16 protein-coding genes and 2 riboswitches are annotated in these 17,176 nt (G+C 61.8%); of the genes, 4 read left to right on the top strand and 12 right to left on the bottom strand.

Features of this window, described 5'->3' with window-relative positions:
• Positions 1-9: 9 nt before the first annotated feature.
• The 7 genes from AC1D2Q_RS11965 to AC1D2Q_RS11995 all read right to left on the bottom strand — a co-directional run bounded on the left by AC1D2Q_RS11965 (position 10) and on the right by AC1D2Q_RS11995 (position 5,617).
• A complete protein-coding gene (locus AC1D2Q_RS11965; RefSeq protein WP_111454617.1) occupies positions 10-1,227 on the bottom strand; it encodes an amino acid deaminase in 1,218 nt (405 codons plus the stop codon).
• A 39-nt stretch (positions 1,228-1,266) separates the two neighbouring features.
• Positions 1,267-2,031, bottom strand: a complete 765-nt coding sequence (locus tag AC1D2Q_RS11970) for an IclR family transcriptional regulator (protein ID WP_477813298.1) — start codon at positions 2,029-2,031, stop codon at positions 1,267-1,269.
• A 143-nt stretch (positions 2,032-2,174) separates the two neighbouring features.
• Entirely contained in the window at positions 2,175-2,564 is a 390-nt protein-coding gene (locus AC1D2Q_RS11975) for a RidA family protein (protein ID WP_018927658.1), read from the bottom strand.
• 30 nt (positions 2,565-2,594) lie between these two features.
• Positions 2,595-3,386 (bottom strand): amino acid ABC transporter ATP-binding protein, encoded by a 792-nt coding sequence (locus tag AC1D2Q_RS11980; protein WP_477813299.1) that lies wholly within the window; start codon positions 3,384-3,386, stop codon positions 2,595-2,597.
• Positions 3,383-4,045 (bottom strand): amino acid ABC transporter permease, encoded by a 663-nt coding sequence (locus AC1D2Q_RS11985; RefSeq protein WP_018927656.1) that lies wholly within the window; start codon positions 4,043-4,045, stop codon positions 3,383-3,385. Before AC1D2Q_RS11985 ends, AC1D2Q_RS11980 begins: the two co-directional genes overlap by 4 nt.
• Before the next feature lie 8 nt (positions 4,046-4,053).
• Entirely contained in the window at positions 4,054-4,716 is a 663-nt protein-coding gene (locus AC1D2Q_RS11990; protein ID WP_018927655.1) for an amino acid ABC transporter permease, read from the bottom strand.
• A gap of 52 nt (positions 4,717-4,768) precedes the next feature.
• Positions 4,769-5,617, bottom strand: coding sequence for a transporter substrate-binding domain-containing protein (locus AC1D2Q_RS11995; RefSeq protein WP_019578493.1), 849 nt, complete (start codon positions 5,615-5,617; stop codon positions 4,769-4,771).
• Positions 5,618-5,958: 341 nt separating this feature from the next.
• On the opposite strand from AC1D2Q_RS11995, the gene AC1D2Q_RS12000 reads away from it, so the two are divergent.
• Positions 5,959-6,405 (top strand): thioredoxin family protein, encoded by a 447-nt coding sequence (locus AC1D2Q_RS12000; protein ID WP_477813300.1) that lies wholly within the window; start codon positions 5,959-5,961, stop codon positions 6,403-6,405.
• Between the two features lie 158 nt (positions 6,406-6,563).
• On the opposite strand, the gene AC1D2Q_RS12005 is transcribed toward AC1D2Q_RS12000, so the two are convergent.
• The 5 genes from AC1D2Q_RS12005 to cobW all read right to left on the bottom strand — a co-directional run bounded on the left by AC1D2Q_RS12005 (position 6,564) and on the right by cobW (position 15,010).
• Positions 6,564-8,210 carry a phospholipase D-like domain-containing protein gene (locus AC1D2Q_RS12005; RefSeq protein ID WP_477813301.1) on the bottom strand — a complete coding sequence of 549 codons (1,647 nt, stop codon included), beginning with the start codon at positions 8,208-8,210 and terminating at the stop codon, positions 6,564-6,566.
• Between the two features lie 150 nt (positions 8,211-8,360).
• Complete coding sequence (locus AC1D2Q_RS12010; RefSeq protein ID WP_477813302.1) at positions 8,361-8,897, bottom strand: vWA domain-containing protein; 537 nt, start codon at positions 8,895-8,897, stop codon at positions 8,361-8,363.
• A 119-nt stretch (positions 8,898-9,016) separates the two neighbouring features.
• Positions 9,017-10,024 carry a magnesium chelatase ATPase subunit I gene (locus AC1D2Q_RS12015; RefSeq protein ID WP_477813303.1) on the bottom strand — a complete coding sequence of 336 codons (1,008 nt, stop codon included), beginning with the start codon at positions 10,022-10,024 and terminating at the stop codon, positions 9,017-9,019.
• Between the two features lie 141 nt (positions 10,025-10,165).
• Entirely contained in the window at positions 10,166-13,939 is a 3,774-nt protein-coding gene (gene cobN / locus AC1D2Q_RS12020; protein ID WP_477813304.1) for a cobaltochelatase subunit CobN, read from the bottom strand.
• A gap of 3 nt (positions 13,940-13,942) precedes the next feature.
• Positions 13,943-15,010 (bottom strand): cobalamin biosynthesis protein CobW, encoded by a 1,068-nt coding sequence (cobW, locus tag AC1D2Q_RS12025; protein ID WP_477813305.1) that lies wholly within the window; start codon positions 15,008-15,010, stop codon positions 13,943-13,945.
• A 102-nt stretch (positions 15,011-15,112) separates the two neighbouring features.
• A riboswitch (cobalamin riboswitch) is annotated at positions 15,113-15,327 on the bottom strand.
• 120 nt (positions 15,328-15,447) lie between these two features.
• Positions 15,448-15,675: riboswitch (cobalamin riboswitch) on the top strand.
• Between the two features lie 122 nt (positions 15,676-15,797).
• Here cobW and AC1D2Q_RS12030 point away from each other — a divergent pair.
• Genes AC1D2Q_RS12030 through AC1D2Q_RS12040 form a run of 3 tightly spaced genes read left to right on the top strand, consistent with a single transcriptional unit; the run spans position 15,798 to position 17,127 of the window.
• The gene (locus AC1D2Q_RS12030) at positions 15,798-16,001 is read left to right on the top strand and encodes a CbtB domain-containing protein (protein ID WP_477813306.1); all 204 of its coding nucleotides are present in this window, start codon (positions 15,798-15,800) and stop codon (positions 15,999-16,001) included.
• 11 nt (positions 16,002-16,012) lie between these two features.
• Positions 16,013-16,717 carry a CbtA family protein gene (locus AC1D2Q_RS12035; protein ID WP_477813307.1) on the top strand — a complete coding sequence of 235 codons (705 nt, stop codon included), beginning with the start codon at positions 16,013-16,015 and terminating at the stop codon, positions 16,715-16,717.
• Positions 16,714-17,127 carry a cobalamin biosynthesis protein gene (locus AC1D2Q_RS12040; RefSeq protein WP_477813308.1) on the top strand — a complete coding sequence of 138 codons (414 nt, stop codon included), beginning with the start codon at positions 16,714-16,716 and terminating at the stop codon, positions 17,125-17,127. The genes AC1D2Q_RS12035 and AC1D2Q_RS12040 overlap by 4 nt, the downstream gene beginning before the upstream one ends.
• The last annotated feature ends 49 nt before the right edge of the window (positions 17,128-17,176 follow it).

Below are 17,176 nucleotides of genomic sequence, written 5' to 3' on the forward strand. Positions count from 1 at the left end.
TGGGGGCTCTTAGAAACAGGTTTCCATGGTTTCGATGACATTCAGTTGCTCATCCACCAGACACCCGATACGCCACTTGTCGAACGTCAAACACGGGTGCGAAGTCCCGAACGAAATGATATCGCCCACCCGCAACTCAACCCCCGGTGCCACCGTCATGAAAGCGTGCTGGTCCATCACCGCCGTCACCTTGCAGGCACTCACATCATCGCCGGTCGCCGGCACCACGCCGGCCTTGTAACGCAGCAACGGCACCGGCAAACCGGCGTCATAGGCCACGTCGCGCTTGCCCAGGGCGATCACCGCAAAACCCGGTTCGGGCAACGACTGCACATGCGCCCAGACTTCCAGCGCCGGGCGCAAACCTTCGTGCAGGTCGCTGCGACGGTCGAGCACGCAGCATTGCGCTTCTTTGTAGATGCCATGGTCGTGGGCCACGTAACTGCCGGGGCGCAGCACGCTGAGGAAGCGCCCGCCGGCATTCTGCGCTTCGAACGACTCGGCGATCAGGTCGTACCAGGCCGACCCCGACGCGGTGATGATCGGCTTGGCAATCGCGAACGCGCCGCTGTCCTGCAGTTGCACCGCCAGACGCACCAGGGAGGCGGCGAACTCGCGGATGCCGCTCACCGCGTGATCGCCGTGAATCACCCCTTCGTAGCCCTCGATGCCGGTCAGCGCCAACGCCGGTTGAGCGTTGATAGCCTTGGCCAGCGCCAGCACTTCGGCTTCGGTGCGGCAACCGCAACGACCGCCGACTACGCCGTACTCGATCATCACGTTCAGGCGCACGCCGCGCGAAGCGAAAAACGCGCCGAGGTCGGCGACGTTATCCGGGTGATCGACCATGCAATAGAACTCGAAGGTCGGGTCTGTCAGCAGGTCGGCGATCAGTGCCATGTTCGGCGTGCCAACCAGTTGATTGGCCATCAGCACCCGGCGCACACCATGGGCGTAGGCCGCGCGGGTTTGCGTGGCACTGGCCAGGGTGATGCCCCAGGCACCGGCGTCCAGTTGGCGACGAAACAGCGCCGGGGTCATGCTGGTTTTACCGTGGGGCGCCAGTTCCGCGCCGCTGTGGCTGACGAAGTCCTGCATCCAGCGAATGTTGTGTTCCAGCGCGTCGCGATGCAGCACCAGGGCCGGCAGGCTGACGTCCCGCACCAGGTTGGCGCCGGTCTGGGCGGCGCCCTTTTCCACGGCGGCGGTATTGATGGCAGTAGACATGGTCGATCTCCTCACACACGCGGCCGCAGGCAGCCGCTGTTATTCGTTGATGCGCCGGGCGAGGCTGTTGGCGCTGTCGATCAGTACCCGGCGATAGTCGTTGTAATTGTTCTTCGCATCGGCCCGTGGGGCGACGATGCACAGGGTTGCGATGGCAATGCCGTTCGGGTCTTTGACCGGGGCGGCGAAGCAATGGGTAAAGGTGTCGGCGACGCTGTCGAAGGAAAAGAATCCGTCGATGGTGGCCTGGCGGATCTCCTGGAGAAATTGCTCCAGCGGCAGGCGTTCGCCGTCGGGCAGGATGAAGTCGTCGGGGTCGATCAAATCGACGATTTGCTGATCGCTCAGGTGCGCCAGCAGCAGGCGCCCGGAAGCGGTCCAGGGGATCGGCGCGTTTTCGCCGATGTCCGAGGAAATGCGGAAATGCCGCTCCCCCTCTTTCATCAATGCCACGGTGTATTTGCGTCCGTTGAGCAGGCACATCTGCGCGGTTTCGCGGGTCTGGCTGACGATTTCCTGCAAGGCCTGATCGGCCTCGCGGGACAGGTCGAAATGGCGCAAATGCGCCTGCCCGAGGAAGTACAGCTGACGACCGAGGTAAACGTGACCGTCCTTGCCCACGGGCTCGAGGATGCGCCGCTCCAATAAGGACGCGACCAGTTCGTAGACCGTGGATTTCGGGCTGCCGATGCCGCTGGCGATTTCGTTCGGGCGCAGGGGCTGGCCGATTTCCTTGAGGAAATCGAGGATGTCGAACGCCCGGTCCAGACCGCGAGCCCGGCGCTTGATGGTGTCTTCGGTCATGTCAGTGTTCCCATTCAAATTCGCTCCCGTAGGAGCTGCCGCAGGCTGCGATCTTTTGATCTTGCCCTTGCAACGCTCCAAAAACGCCAAAAGATCGCAGCCTTCGGCAGCTCCTACAAGGGCCAATCAGCCGCGCCCTCGGTTCAGGCCTTTTTCTTGTACGCGATGCAATCAATCTCGACCTTGCAATCGACCATCATGTTCGCCTGCACGCAGGCCCGGGCCGGGGCGTGTTCGCTTTTGAAGTACTCGGAGAACACCTTGTTGAAACTCCAGAAATCCCGCGGGTCTTCCAGCCACACGCCAGTGCGCACCACGTCTTCGAGCCCGTAACCGGCCTCTTCCAGAATCGCGATCAGGTTTTTCATGGTCTGGTGAGTCTGCTCGACAATCCCGCCCACGATGATTTCACCATCCACCGCCGGCACCTGCCCGGACACGTGCAGCCAGCCATCGGCTTCGACGGCGCGGGCGAAAGGACGGGGCTGGCCGCCACCGGCGGTGCTGCCGGTGCCGTAACGAGTAATGCTCATGGGTGTTTCTCCTGATTAAAAAGTGAAGGCTTAAAAGCGGGTGCTCTTGAGAAATTCCGCCAGTCGCGGCGACTGCGGGCGCTCGAACAGTTCCTTGGGCGGCCCCTGCTCTTCGATCCGCCCCTGATTCATGAACACGATCTTGTCCGAGACCTCGAAGGCGAAGCGCATTTCGTGGGTCACCAGCAGCATAGTCATGCCGTCTTCGGCCAGGCCCTTGATCACGTTCAGCACTTCGCCCACCAGTTCCGGATCGAGGGCCGAGGTGACTTCATCGAACAGCATCAGGCTCGGGTTCATCGCAATCGCCCGGGCAATCGCCACGCGCTGTTGCTGACCGCCGGACAGCTGACCGGGGTAATGATCGCGACGCTCCAGCAGGCCGACCCGCTCCAGCCATTTTTCCGCCAGCGCTACCGCCTCGTCCTTGTGCAACTTTTTCACCTTGAGCAAACCGAGGGTGACGTTCTGTAACGCAGTGAGGTGCGGGAACAGATTGAATTGCTGGAAGGCCATGCCGGTCATGGCGCGATGGCGGGCGATGACTTTTTCCGGGTGGCGAACGCGCTTGCCGTTAACCTCGTCATAGCCGATGGATTCACCGTCGAGCAGAATCTGCCCGCCCTGGAACTCTTCGAGCATGTTCACGCAGCGCAGCAGCGTGGTCTTGCCCGAGCCGCTGGAGCCGATCAGCGTGACCACATTGCCGCGCTGCATGGTCAGGTCGACGCCCTTGAGCACTTCGAGCTGGCCGTATTGTTTGTGCAGGCCGCGGATGTCCAGCAGCGCTGGGTTCTGGGTCGAATCTTGTGCTTGTGTCATGGCAAGGCCACCCGCTTTTCAATGTGCCGGCCGAGTAATTCGATGGCGTAGTTGATGACGAAAAACAGCAATCCGGCGAACAGGTAAAACTCCAGGGTCATGAAGGTCCGGGCGATGATCTGTTGGGTGCTGAGCAACAACTCGGCAACGCCGATCACCGACAACAAGGTCGACGCCTTGACGATCTCGGTGGACGAGTTGACCCAGGTCGGCAAGATCTGCCGCAACGCCTGGGGCAACAACACATAACCCAGCGCCTGGTAAAACGTCAGGCCGATGGCCTTGCTCGCTTCCATCTGGCCACTGGGCAGCGCTTGCAACGCACCGCGCACGATCTCGGCGACATGGGAACCGCAAAACAGCGTCAGGCCCAAAGTGCCAGCCCCGAAAGCGCTGATCTGCCAGCCCAGTGCCGGCGCCATGTAGAAGCAGGCCAGTACCAATACAAACACCGGCGTGCCGCGAATGATGTCGACGTAAAACCGGAACGGCGCGCGCATCCAGAACGTGCCGTAGGTGAGTACCAGGCCGGCGACGATGCCGACCAGCGTGCCCAGCAAAATCGCCAAGCCCGAGCACTGCACACTGGTCAGAAAGCCCTGCCACAGGACATCCCGGGCCACCCATAACTCATGCAACCAGCTGGGGGATTCGTACATGGGGCCTCCTATCGGCGAATCGCCAGACGCTGTTCGAGGTAACGCAGCATCATGGCAATGAGGTAACAGGCCGCAACATAGAGCGCCGTGGTCACCAGCCAGGTTTCAATCACCCGGTAGCTCTCGACATTGATCTTGCGCGCGTAATAGGTCAGCTCCGGCACGGCAATCGCCGCCGCCAGCGAGGTGTCCTTGAACAGCGAAATGAAGTTGTTCGACAGCGCCGGCAGCACATTGCGCAGCATCACCGGCACGGTGATGTACGCCTTGACCTGCCACTCGCCCAAGCCAATCGCCAACCCGGCTTCACGTAGCCCCTTGGGAATGCTCAACAGCCCGCCACGAAACACTTCGGTCAGGTACGCCCCGGCATACAGCGACAGGGTGATGATGAACGACGGGATCTTGTCCAGACGAATGCCCAGGCTCGGCAAGGCGAAGTAGATCAACAGAATCAACACCAGAATCGGCGTATTACGGATCACCGTCACATACACCGACGCCAGCCCCCGCAATGCGCGATGCTTCGACAGCAAAGCAAATGCCATCAGCAGGCCGATCACGCAGCCGATGGCGATCGACACCAGCGCCAGCTCAAGACCCAGGCCGAGCCCCGCCAGCAAGGTGTCGAAGTCGCGCCACACGGCGGCAAAATTCAACTGATAGTTCATGGTCAGCAGTACCTTGAGCGGGGCGATTTATCACCGCCCCGCTCTCACGGGATCATTTGAATTCGACGGGGAAACCGATGGCCGGGGTTGGCAGATCGACACCGAACCATTGTTTGAAGGAGGCTGCGTAAGTCGGGAATTCAACGCCGGTCATGCCTTCATGCAGCACGGTGTTGACGAAGTTCAACCAGTCCTGATCGCCGCGTTTGACCGCACAGGCGTAGGTCTGCGGGCTCCAGGCGTAGGTCGGGCTGCGATAACGGCCAGGGTTCTGCACCATCAGGTATTTCACCGACGACTGATCGGTGGCCGCCGCGTCGGCACGGCCGGAGTTCACCGCCTGATACATCAGATCCACGCTGTCGTACTGATCGACCTTGGCCTTGGGCAGCGCCTGATGCACCAGTTCTTCGGCGTACACGTTCTGCAGTACCGCCACGGTCACACCGTCGGCGGCGGCCCTGAGGTCCTCGATTTCCTTGTACTTGCTGTTGGCCGGCAGCAACAGGCCAACACCTTCGCGGTAGTACGGCAGCGTGAACGCGACCTGTTGGGCGCGGCTGGCGGTCACGGTGATGAACTGGCAACTCATGTCGACCTTGTCGGTCAGCAGATTCGGAATCCGCGCATCGGACGACTGCACCACGAACTCGACCTTGCTCGGGTCGTTGAACAACCCCTTGGCCACCATCCGCGCGATATCGATATCAAAACCCTGCAACTTGCCGTCCGCTCCCTGGAAGTGCCACGGCGCATTGGTACTGCCCGTGCCCACAATCAATTTCCCACGGGCCAGCACGCTGTCGAGCTTGCTGTCTGCCGCTTGAGCGACACCCACGGCAGCGGCCGAAGCCGCGAGAACGAAAACACACGCTTTAAACAAGGAAGGTCGGCGATGCATGGCAAGCACTCCAGGGCTGTGTTTATTCCGCTATACCGGAACTAGGTATGTAACAACGGAATAGACAGCAGAAAGTGTGCCACAGGATGTGGGCGGAATCTCGGAGGATTTGAAAAGTGTTTTGAATCAAATGGATGCGCACAGGCGCGAAGAAGGTGTTACGAAAAGAACAGCTGGCTGAACGCTACCGTTGGCTACAGGCTGTGTGTGGTTGAGCCACATTGCAGTGCATTGCAGGTCAAAAAGAAGCAGAGCACACCTGTAATTTCTGACAGTAGACCCACCCGCTCGCCTCCTTTAACGTCAACAGGCCTTCGATAGTCTTTGAAAAGGAGATTTCAATGAGTTCGATGACCACCCCTCCACTGGATCCGGCCTACCGCAAAGCGCTCAACACCTGGCGCCCGGTGATTCTGTATTTCGGCAACGACCACTGTCCCGCCTGCGAATGGGCCGAGCCGGTTTTCCGTGCCATTGCCGAGAAGTACAAGGATCACGCGTGCATCTATGTGCTGGATACGAGCAAGTCCCCTCGGCATCTGGAAGTCACCGGCACACCGACTGTGCTGATCTACAAGGACGGGAAGCTGCTGAAGAAGCTCAAGGGGATTGGAACCGCGGAAACCCTGGAAGAATATTTCAGAAAGTACATCGGCAAACTCAGGCCCAAACGGGTTGCCCGCAAACCCCGCCACGACTTGCCGTGGCTGCAAAAAACCCTCAGCAACTTATGTACTGTGCATCGGGCTCGGGCGCTGTTGGATGTGCGTTTGACGAGTAATGTTTGAGCCGTCTGACAGAACGCTCATACCAGCAAGACGCAGATCCCTGGAGCGAGGCTTGCCCGCGAAGAATGCACTGCGTTTTTTCAGGTATTACGCGTCATCGTTCTTCGCGGGCAAGCCTCGCTCCAGGTTCCGTGATCAGAATTAGTCCGTCGGTGTGTTTATCGTCCGGAAAAACGCAGCCGCGACAACATCCGCAGGTCGCCCTCGCGGTAATAGTCATCGGTCCAGCTGTCATCCGTCGCCAACGGCCGGACCTGCTTGAGTTGCAGTTTCTTTGCGAAGTAGCGGAACCGGTAATGTTCGTAGAAGCGCAGCAGTTCCAGCCCGTAGCGATCGGCCAGGTCGGTGTTGCCACGGATGATCAGGTAGTTTTCGTCATTGCCGTTGCTGGCCGCGTCACTGAGGTTGTGGCTGCCGCTGATGATGGTTGGTGAATCGCTGGTGAAGTCGACGACGATGGCTTTGGTGTGCACCAGCAGGTTGCCCTTCTGGCCTTTCATGTTTTCCTTGAGCCAGCCTTCCAGGCCGGTGTTGAGCAGCGCGGTGGCGGCGAATTCGGCGGTGCGGTCGGCGTGGAAACCGGTGATGCTGCTGACCGTGTTTTGCAGGCCGTAACGCAAGATGTCGTCGTGGGGCTGGCCGAGCAGCGCGTTGAGTATTTTGTCCGGCAAGGTGAATGCGGTGACAAACAGCAGGTCTTTTTTGGCGGCGTTGATGATCCTGACGAACTCACTCAAGTCGCCCTCGCCCGAGCGCGGTGAAAAACCGGCGAACAGCGGCTGGTCAGGCTGCATCGGATTATGTTCCGTGAGCCAGTCCCGCGTGGCGCCGACGTCCGTCGGTGTGGCCCAGACCTGCTCGAAGGTTTGCAGATAACTGGCGCCGATCCGGGCGTCGTCCAGCACATGCACGACGTTGGCCTGACGGTAAACGCCGTTGGCAGTGAAGTTGGTGCTGCCGCAGAGTACCGCTTCGGGCTGATGCTGCCCCGTCGCATCGAGCCGGCTCAGGACCATGAACTTGTCGTGAAAGATATTGTGGGTGACTCGCCCGCGTTTGTTCGCCGCCGGGATTTTTTCCAGGCTGGCTTCGTTCAGCGCCGTGGTGTCTTCGCCAGGTTGGGCGTGGTACAGGACCCGAACCTTTACGCCACGCTCGAAGGCGGCGTTCACCGCATCGACGATCGCCTGCAGCTGGTATTCGTAGATCGCGATGTCCAGCGCCCAGTGGCCGTCCACGGCACGTTCGATAAACCCGAGCAGACGCGCGAGCAGACCATTTTCCAGCCATTGCCGTGGCGCGTCGGGCCATTCTTCGATGGGCAGTGTCTTGTTGACGCTGAGCAGCGCATCGAGGTCGGCGAATTTGCGCTGGAACGCCTGACTGGCAGCCACCGCCCGGTTGAAAATCACGTTCTGGCCCGTGGGCTGGCCATTGTCGGTGGTAACCGTCACTTCCAGGCTTTCACCCAGCTGTGGCGCATCGGCGGTGCCGTAGGCCAGGTGAACCCGATAATGGATCGTCACACCCGGATTGACCGCGTAATCGGCCCAGCGAAATTTCTGCAAAGGCGCGGAATCGCTGGGGGTGGCGTGAAACTGGGGGAACGTATGATCCTTGCCGGGAAAGGTCAGGCTGTTGAACAGAAACAGCCAGGGTTTGTCGCCTTGCTGTTTTTCGATGGCAAACCCCAGCAGGCCTTTGCGGCGGGGTTCGGCCAAGTCGATGGCCAGCAATACACCGTTGGTGCCGGCGTAGGCCTTGACGCGGAAATCGTCCTGATCGTTGCGGGCTAGAACGCGCATGGGTCACTCCTGTGAAGATCAAAAGATCGCAGCCTTCGGCAGCTCCTTCACCGATTGTGGCACACCCGTCATGCGCGGATGTACCCACTTCATTCGCGGATGTACTCACCCCCTGTAGGAGCTGCCGAAGGCTGCGATCTTTGCGCCCCGCTACAGATCATCGATATGCCGGTAATGCGCTTGCAGTTGATCTGCCAACACTTTAGCTCGCCCAAGGCGAATCGGCCCGCGCTCGATGTCGATCAGCAACCCCGGACAATCCAGCGCCGGCACCGTCGACCATTCCTTCAACCGTCCATCCGTCACTAGCAACAGCCGCTGCTGTTCGGCCGGAAAACGCTTTTGCCGTGCCGCCAGCCAGTGCCCCGCCTCACCCAGCGCCGCCAGCATCGGCGTCCCGCCGCCGGCGCCCAATCCCTGGAGCCAATCGCGTAAGCCCGCAGAGGCTTTCAACCCCTGCACCTGCCACTTCGGCAGGTGACCGCTGGCGGTCAGCAAAGCCAGACGCGCACGCTGGCGATAGGCATCGTCGAACAGTTGCGCCAGCAAGCCCTTGGCATCGCTCAACGCCTGATGGCGCCGGGTCGAGGCCGAGGCATCGACGATCACCAGCCACAGTTCATGCGGGGTGCGGGTACGCAGATGGAACAATAGGTCATCGCGTTGACGCGGTCGGCCGTTGAGCAAAGTGCCGGGCCAGTTGACCGATCCGCTACGGGCGGCGTGACGCTTGCCCTGTTTACCGTGATCCAGCCGGCCTGCGCGGGGTCTGGCATTCGCCCCCGCGTCTGATCGAGGGCGAATGCCTAGGGCTTTTTTGGCCAGCTCGGCACTTCACGTCGAGCACCGACCGGCAGCGCCTGGGCGGGCATTTCGCCCCACTGGCCCTGACCTTCGTTCGGGTTGGTGGTTTGCGCAGGGGATTGCTGTGGCGCTTGGGAGTGTTGCGGCGCAGAGGTCGAATGCTCCCGACGACGATGACGCAAGGCAAATTCGGCGACCGCGTCGATATCCTCTTCGGCAATGGCGTTCGCACCGCGCCAGGCCGCATGTGCCCGCGCCGCGCGCAGCCAGACCAGATCGGCCCGCAAGCCATCGACGCCGGCAGCAAAGCAGCGCTCGGTGATCTGCGCCAGTGCGGCATCGTCGAGCGGGATACTCGCCAGGGCCGCACGCGCCTTCTGGCAACGCTCGCGCAGGGCGTGTTGCTGACTTTCCCACTCGGCGCAGAAGCCTTGGGGATCGCTGTCGAAATCCAGTCGACGACGGATGATCTGGCCGCGCTCGGCGGGTGCGGTATGGCCACTGAGGGCGACGTTCAGGCCAAAGCGGTCGAGCAGTTGCGGACGCAGTTCGCCCTCTTCCGGGTTCATGGTGCCGATCAGCACAAACTTCGCCGAATGCCGATGGGAAATCCCGTCGCGCTCGATCAGGTTGGTGCCGCTGGCGGCCACGTCGAGCAGCAGGTCCACGAGGTAATCGGGCAGCAAGTTCACTTCATCGACGTAGAGCACGCCGCCGTCGGCCTTGGCCAATACACCGGGAGAAAACTGTGCGCGCCCTTCGCTCAAGGCCGCGTCGAGATCGAGGGTTCCGACCAGCCGTTCTTCGGTGGCGCCCAGGGGCAAGGTGACGAATTGACCACTGGCCAGCAGGTCCGCCAGGCCTCGGGCCAGGGTCGACTTGGCCATGCCGCGCGGGCCTTCGATCAGCACACCACCGATTTTCGGGTCGATGGCGGTCAGGTACAGGGCGAGCTTCAAGTCATCGGCGCCGACCACGGCGGAGAGCGGGAAATGGGGGGTGTCGGTCATGTTCAAATCTCAGTCATGGTCGGTGATGATGATCGTTCCCACGCTCTGCGTGGGAATGCAGCCCGGGACGCTCTGCGTCCCAACAGCCGAACGCGGAGCGTCCGTAGAGGCGTTCCCACGCAGAGCGTGGGAACGATCCCGCTAACTGTCTTCTTCTATGTCCAGCAACAAATTCTCCAGCGCCTCACGGTATTCACCCGGCTCCTGCCACATCCCCCGTTGCTGCGCTTCGAGCAGGCGCTCGGTCATGTCGCGCAAGGCGTGGGGATTGTGTTCGCGAACAAACTCCCGGGTCGCTGGATCAAGTAAATAGGCGTCCGCCAGCAACGCATACTGGTGATCGTCGATCAGCTGCGTGGTGGCGTCGAACGCAAACAGGTTATCGACCGTCGCCGCCAGTTCGAACGCGCCTTTATAGCCATGACGCTTGATCCCGTCGATCCATTTCGGATTGGCCGCCCGGGAACGGATCACTCGGTTCAACTCTTCCTTCAATGTGCGGATCTTCGGCAAGTCCGGCTGACTGTGGTCGCCGTGATAACTCGCCGCCGCTGCACCGCTGAGGCTTTCGACGGCCGCCAGCATGCCGCCCTGGAACTGGTAATAGTCGTTGGAATCGAGCAAGTCGTGCTCGCGATTGTCCTGGTTTTGCAGCACGGCCTGCACCTGGCTCAGACGCTGGGCGAACTGCTCGCGTGCGGCGGTGCCTTCATCGGAGCCGCCGTAAGCGTAGCCGCCCCAGTTCAGGTAAACCTCGGCCAGGTCTTCGCGGCTCTGCCACAAACGACCGTCGATGGCGCCCTGCACGCCGGCACCGTAAGCACCCGGTTTGGCCCCGAAGATCCGCCAGCCGGCCTGCCGTCTGGCCGCCTCTTCATCCAGACCGGATTCCAGCAGTGCTTCGCGCTCGGCACGAACCTTGGCTGCCAACGGGTTGAGATCGTCCGGTTCATCCAGCGCGGCGACCGCTTGCACGGCGGCGTCGAACAGCCGGATCAGGTTGGCAAAGGCATCGCGGAAAAATCCGGAGACGCGCAAGGTCACGTCCACCCGCGGCCGGTCCAGCAGGCTCAACGGCAGAATCTCGAAGTCATCGACCCGCTGACTGCCCGTCGCCCACACCGGCCGCACGCCCATCAAGGCCATGGCCTGGGCAATGTCGTCGCCGCCGGTGCGCATGGTCGCGGTGCCCCAGACCGACAGGCCGAGCTGACGCAAATGATCGCCGTGATCCTGCAAGTGCCGCTCAAGAATCAGGTTCGCGGATTGAAAACCGATGCGCCACGCCGTGGTGGTCGGCAGGTTGCGCACGTCCACCGAATAGAAATTGCGCCCGGTGGGCAACACGTCCAGCCGTCCACGGCTGGGCGCACCACTCGGCCCGGCCGGGACGAATCGCCCGCTGAGGGCGTCCAGCAGGCCGCGCATTTCCGCCGGGCCGCAGGCGTCCAGGCGTGGCGCAACCACCTCGCACAAACTGTCGATGATCGCGCTCACGTCGGACCAGCCTGGCTGGTTCAACGGAGCAATTTCAGCGCTCAAGGCCTGCCCGATCAACTGCGCGGCGAACAGTTCCAGACGCTCACGGGTATCCCCCGCCGTGCGCCACAGCTCATCACTGACCGCCTGCAAGGCATCCGGCCGAGGACCGTTCCAGGGCTCGGCCAACACGCAATCCAGTGGGTCGACGCCCAACTCGAACGCCTTGGCCAGCGCCCGCAGCACGCTCGATTGCGCACCACGGCCGTCGCCGCGAGGAATACGCAACAAGGCCAGTAAAGTGTCGATGCGCAAACGCCCGGTCGGCGACTCGCCAAACACATGCAGGCCATCGCGGATCTGCGATTCCTTCAAGTCACACAGGTAAGTGTCCAGGCGCGGCAACCAGATCGCCGCGTCGGCATCGCTGTCGAGCTTCTCGTCCAGTTGCAGTTCGCGGTCAATGTGCGTGTCGCGCACCAGTTGCAGAATGTCGCGTTGCAGTTCCCGGGCGCGGCGTGGATCGAGCAACTGCGCTTCGTAATATTCGTCGGCCAACAACTCCAGGTTGCGCAACGGGCCGTAGGTTTCGGCGCGGGTCAGGGGCGGCATCAGGTGATCGATGATCACCGCTTGCGTACGGCGCTTGGCCTGGGCGCCCTCGCCCGGGTCGTTGACGATGAACGGATAGATGTTCGGCAGCGGTCCGAGCAGCGCGTCAGGCCAGCAGTTTTCAGATAACCCGACGCCCTTGCCCGGCAGCCATTCGAGGTTGCCGTGCTTGCCGACGTGGATCACGCCGTGGGCGCCGTAGGTGTTGCGCAACCAGAAGTAGAACGCCAGATAACCGTGGGGCGGCACCAGGTCCGGGTCGTGATAGACCGCGCTCGGGTCAACCTGATAACCCCGGGCCGGTTGAATGCCGACGAAGGTCAGGCCGAAGCGCAACCCGGCAATCATCATTCGCCCGCCACGGAACATCGGATCGTTTTCAGGCGAGCCCCAACGTTGCAGCACCGCCTCGCGATTGGCTTCGGGCAGCGCGTTGAACATCAAAAAGTAATCGTCCAGCGCCAGGCTTTGCTGACATGGACGTTGATCGAGCGTGTCCAGGTCATTGCTGACGCCACCGAGCAGTTGCTGGATCAGCGCGGTGCCGCTGTCCGGCAACTCGGCCGGTAGTGGATAACCTTCTTGATGCAGTGCACGCAGGATGTTCAGCGCCGCGGCGGGTGTGTCGAGACCGACGCCATTGCCGATGCGTCCATCGCGAGTCGGGTAGTTGGCGAGGATCAGGGCAATGCGTTTTTCACCGTTGGGCACTCGCGCCAGATCGATCCAGCGCCGTGCCAGTTCAGCGACAAAATCCATCCGTTCCGGTTGTGGTCGATAGCAAACCACATCGGACTGACTGCGCTCGCTGCGCCACGCCAGATCCTTGAAGCTGATCGGCCGACTGATGATTCGCCCGTCCAGCTCCGGCAGCGCGATGTGCATCGCCAAGTCACGGGGACCGAGGCCTTGCTCGCTGGCACGCCAACCGGGCTCGTTGTCCTGGGCGCAGATCGCCTGAATCACCGGGATGTTGCGACGAAACGGCCGCAGATGCGGCGCTTCAGGGCTGGACTGGGCGAAACCGGTGGTGTTGAGAATCACCCCCGCCTTGACTTCATCCAGCAAGTCCTCGACCACCATCAGGCAGCCGGATTCTTTCAGACTGGCCACGGCAATCGGCAACGGGTTAAGCCCCGCCGCCTGCAAACGCTGGCAGAAAATATCGATGAAACCGGTGTTCGCCGCCTGCAAGTGCGAGCGGTAAAACAGCACCGCCGCCACCGGTTGACCGGCCTGCCAATCGGCTTGCCAATCCTGAAGGTGCGCGGGGCTTTTTTGCGGGTGGTAGATCGCGGTGCGTGGCAGGGTTTGCGGCTCGGACCATGGATAGTCGCGACCCAGCCAGCGACTGGCGAGGCAGCGAAACAGGTCGAGCGCATTGGCCATGCCGCCCTGACGCAGGAAGTGCCAGAGCCGGTCGCGGTCTTCGGGGATCACGGTGCTCAGATCGCTGAGTTCCGGGTCCGGACGATCGTCGCCCGGCACCAGAATCAACTGCACACCGCGCTGGGACAATTCCACCAGACGCTCGATGCCGTAACGCCAATAGGCGATGCCGCCATGCAGCGAGATCAGAATCACCTTGGCGTGGCGCAGCACTTCGTCGACATAAAGATCGACCGAGGCGTGATTCTGCACCTGCATTGGGTTGGCCAGGCGCAGGCTCGGGTAATCGTCGGGCAGCTGCTGCGCCGCCTCGGCGAGCAACGCCAGACTGGAATCGCCGCTGCACAGGATCACCAGCTCGGCGGGGGTTTGTCCAAGGTCGGCAATGTTGTCATCCGACACGAAACCGCCGGGCTGGGTCCTGAGCAGGTGCATGGGTTAAACGCTGAGCGCAGCGCGCAATTGCGCTTCGAGTTGAACGGCGTCCAGCGCCTGACCGATCAACACCAGACGGGTGGTGCGTGCTTCATCCGCGCCCCACTGACGGTCAAAGTGCTTGTCGAAACGCGTGCCCACGCCCTGAATCAGCAGGCGCATCGGCTTGTTCGGCACCGCCGCGAAACCCTTGACCCGCAGAATGCCGTGCTGCACCACCAGTTGCGTCAGCGCGTCCATCAGCAGACTTTCGTCGGCTTGCGGCAGTTCGATCGAGATCGAGTCGAATGCGTCATGGTCGTGATCATGATCGTCTTCACCTTCATGGTGATGATCGTGATGGCTGTGGCGACTGTCGATATGTTCTTCGGAACCGGCACCGAGGCCGATCAGCACGTCCAGGGGCAAGCGACCGCTGCTGGCTTCGATGACTTTCACCGCTGGCGGCAGCTCTTCGGCGACTTCCAGGCGCACGCGGGCCAGGTCTGCGGCGCTGATCAGGTCAGCCTTGTTGAGGATTACCAGGTCGGCGCTGGCCAGTTGGTCGGCGAACAGTTCGTGCAGCGGCGATTCGTGGTCCAGGTTCGGGTCGAGTTTGCGCTGGGCGTCCACTTGATCCGGGAATGCAGCGAAAGTGCCGGCGGCCACGGCTGGGCTGTCGACCACGGTGATGACAGCGTCAACGGTGCAGGCACTGCGGATTTCCGGCCACTGGAAGGCTTGAACCAAAGGCTTTGGCAGGGCCAGGCCCGAGGTTTCGATGAGGATGTGGTCGAGATCGCCGCGACGCGCGACGAGTTCGCGCATCACCGGGAAGAACTCTTCCTGGACGGTGCAGCACAGGCAGCCGTTGGCCAGTTCATAGACGCGACCGCTGGCCTCTTCTTCAGTGCAGCCGATGGAGCACTGCTTGAGGATCTCGCCGTCGATGCCCAGCTCGCCGAACTCGTTGACGATCACCGCAATGCGACGGCCCTGGGCATTGTCGAGCATGTGCCGCAGCAAGGTGGTTTTGCCCGAACCGAGGAAGCCGGTAACGATGGTGACGGGGAGTTTGGCCAGTGTTTTCATCGGATGCCCTTTGGCAAGGTGGCGGGCATACGGGACGACGACCGGCAACGCGGGGGCGCGTGCCTGAAGAGTTCGCCACCGGATCACCCCGCCCGGTTGAAAGTGAGAATCTGTGTCGAGGCAGGTCTCCTGGCTGACGGTGTGCCGGGCGGGTCAGCCTGGCATTCGCTGCGCCTTCCCGCGAGCCCGTTGCACAGGGTTTGCAGTGGCGTGGCAGCGAACATCACCGTTCACAGTTGCGGGGGCAGCCGCGGCATCGACCGCGTTCCCTTCTTAGCTTCGGCAGACGCCGAAGAACCTCGAAAGCGCAAGGCTACGCATCGTGTGGGGGCGGGTCAATCACTGCGCACGCCACCCGCCCCTACAAAGAACCAATCGGCATTTGGCCTCCAATTGAGAACCCCTGCCAATTGACTCCCCGCCCTCGCCCATGCTCTCCTACACGCCCTGTTACGGGTGCCCTTCACAGGGTGAAACGGGAAACCGGTGAATCATGTGCTTTACTCTAAAGCCATGTCAGTCCGGTGCTGCCCCCGCAACGGTAAGCGAGTGAAGCGTCAGATCCACTGTGCCGGTCATACGGCATGGGAAGGTGATGCTTGCAGGTCCAGGCGCAAGCCCGGCCCCTCGCGAGCCCGGAGACCGGCCCGCAACACAAAGTGACTTTTACGTTCACTGAATAACAAACCCGCGGTGGGCGGGCGCTGTTCGAAATCTCTGCGAGCCCTTGGCGTGCGGAGGTTTTCATGCGCTCTATTCGCCCGCTGACAGACCAGAGGGAAGCGCCATGTCGATCATCAGCAGCACCGGCAGCAACACCGATAAGAGCATCGCCAGCACCACCACGACCCTGACTCAACGCCTGACCGCCGCCGTGTGTGCGTCGATCCTTGGCGCCAGCCTTGTGTATTTCGCCGGTTTCTCGCACATCGAAGCGGTGCACAACGCCGCGCACGATACCCGTCACAGCTCCGCATTTCCGTGCCATTGAGTCCTGCCGAGATGATCAAGCGTATTGCGCAAACCGCAGGTTTCACCGGGCTGCTGGCCGCCCTGCTATTGACCCTGCTGCAAAGCTTCTGGGTCGCCCCGCTGATTTTGCAGGCCGAGACCTACGAAAAATCCGAGCCGGCCGCTGTTGAAGTCCACGAGCACGCCGCGGGCGCAGTCGCTCACACCCACGATGCCCAAGCCTGGGAGCCGGAAGACGGCTGGCAGCGCGTGCTGTCCACTACCGGCGGCAACCTGGTAGTAGCCGTCGGTTTCGCCCTGATGCTCGCCGGTCTTTACACCCTGCGCGCACCGACCAAAACCTCTCAGGGCCTGCTCTGGGGCCTGGCCGGTTATGCGACGTTCGTGCTGGCTCCGACTCTCGGCCTGCCGCCTGAGCTGCCGGGCACTGCCGCGGCTGATCTGGCGCAACGGCAAATCTGGTGGATCGGCACTGCCGCGTCCACGGCCGTCGGCATCGCGTTGATCGTGTTCAGCCGTCACTGGCTGATGAAAGCGCTCGGCGTGGCGATCCTGGCCGTGCCGCATGTGATTGGCGCACCACAACCGGAAGTCCATTCAATGCTGGCGCCGGAAGCTCTGGAAACGCAATTCAAGATCGCTTCGCAGCTGACCAACGTGGCGTTCTGGCTGGCCCTGGGCCTGATCAGCGCCTGGTTGTTCCGCCGCAAAAGCGATGGACATTACAGCGCATGACTGAAAGCGGCACAGTGCCGACCCTGGTGGTCGGCCTGGGCTGCCAGCGCGGCTGCCCCGTCAGCACGCTGCGGGCGCTGCTCGATCAGGCGTTACAGGCCCATCAGATCGAGCTTCGTGAGATCAAGGCCCTGGCCAGCATCGACCTCAAGCGCGATGAACCTGGCCTGATCCAACTGGCCGAACAGCTGGCATTGCCGTTGATGTATTTCAGCAGCGAACAATTGGCCGGTTATGAACCGCAACTCAGCCACCACTCGGACATCGCGTTTGAACGCACCGGTTGCTACGGTGTGGCGGAGAGTGCCGCGTTGGCTCTGGCCGAACAATTGGCCCAGGCACCGGCAAAGTTGCTGATTCCACGACAAAAATACGCCCAGGCCACCCTGGCATTGGCCAGCGCCGCGTAAAATCCCCGATAATCCCCGCCTTCGATCATGAGCATTCTTCATCTGAAGC

Source organism: Pseudomonas sp. P1_A1, from assembly GCF_056406935.1.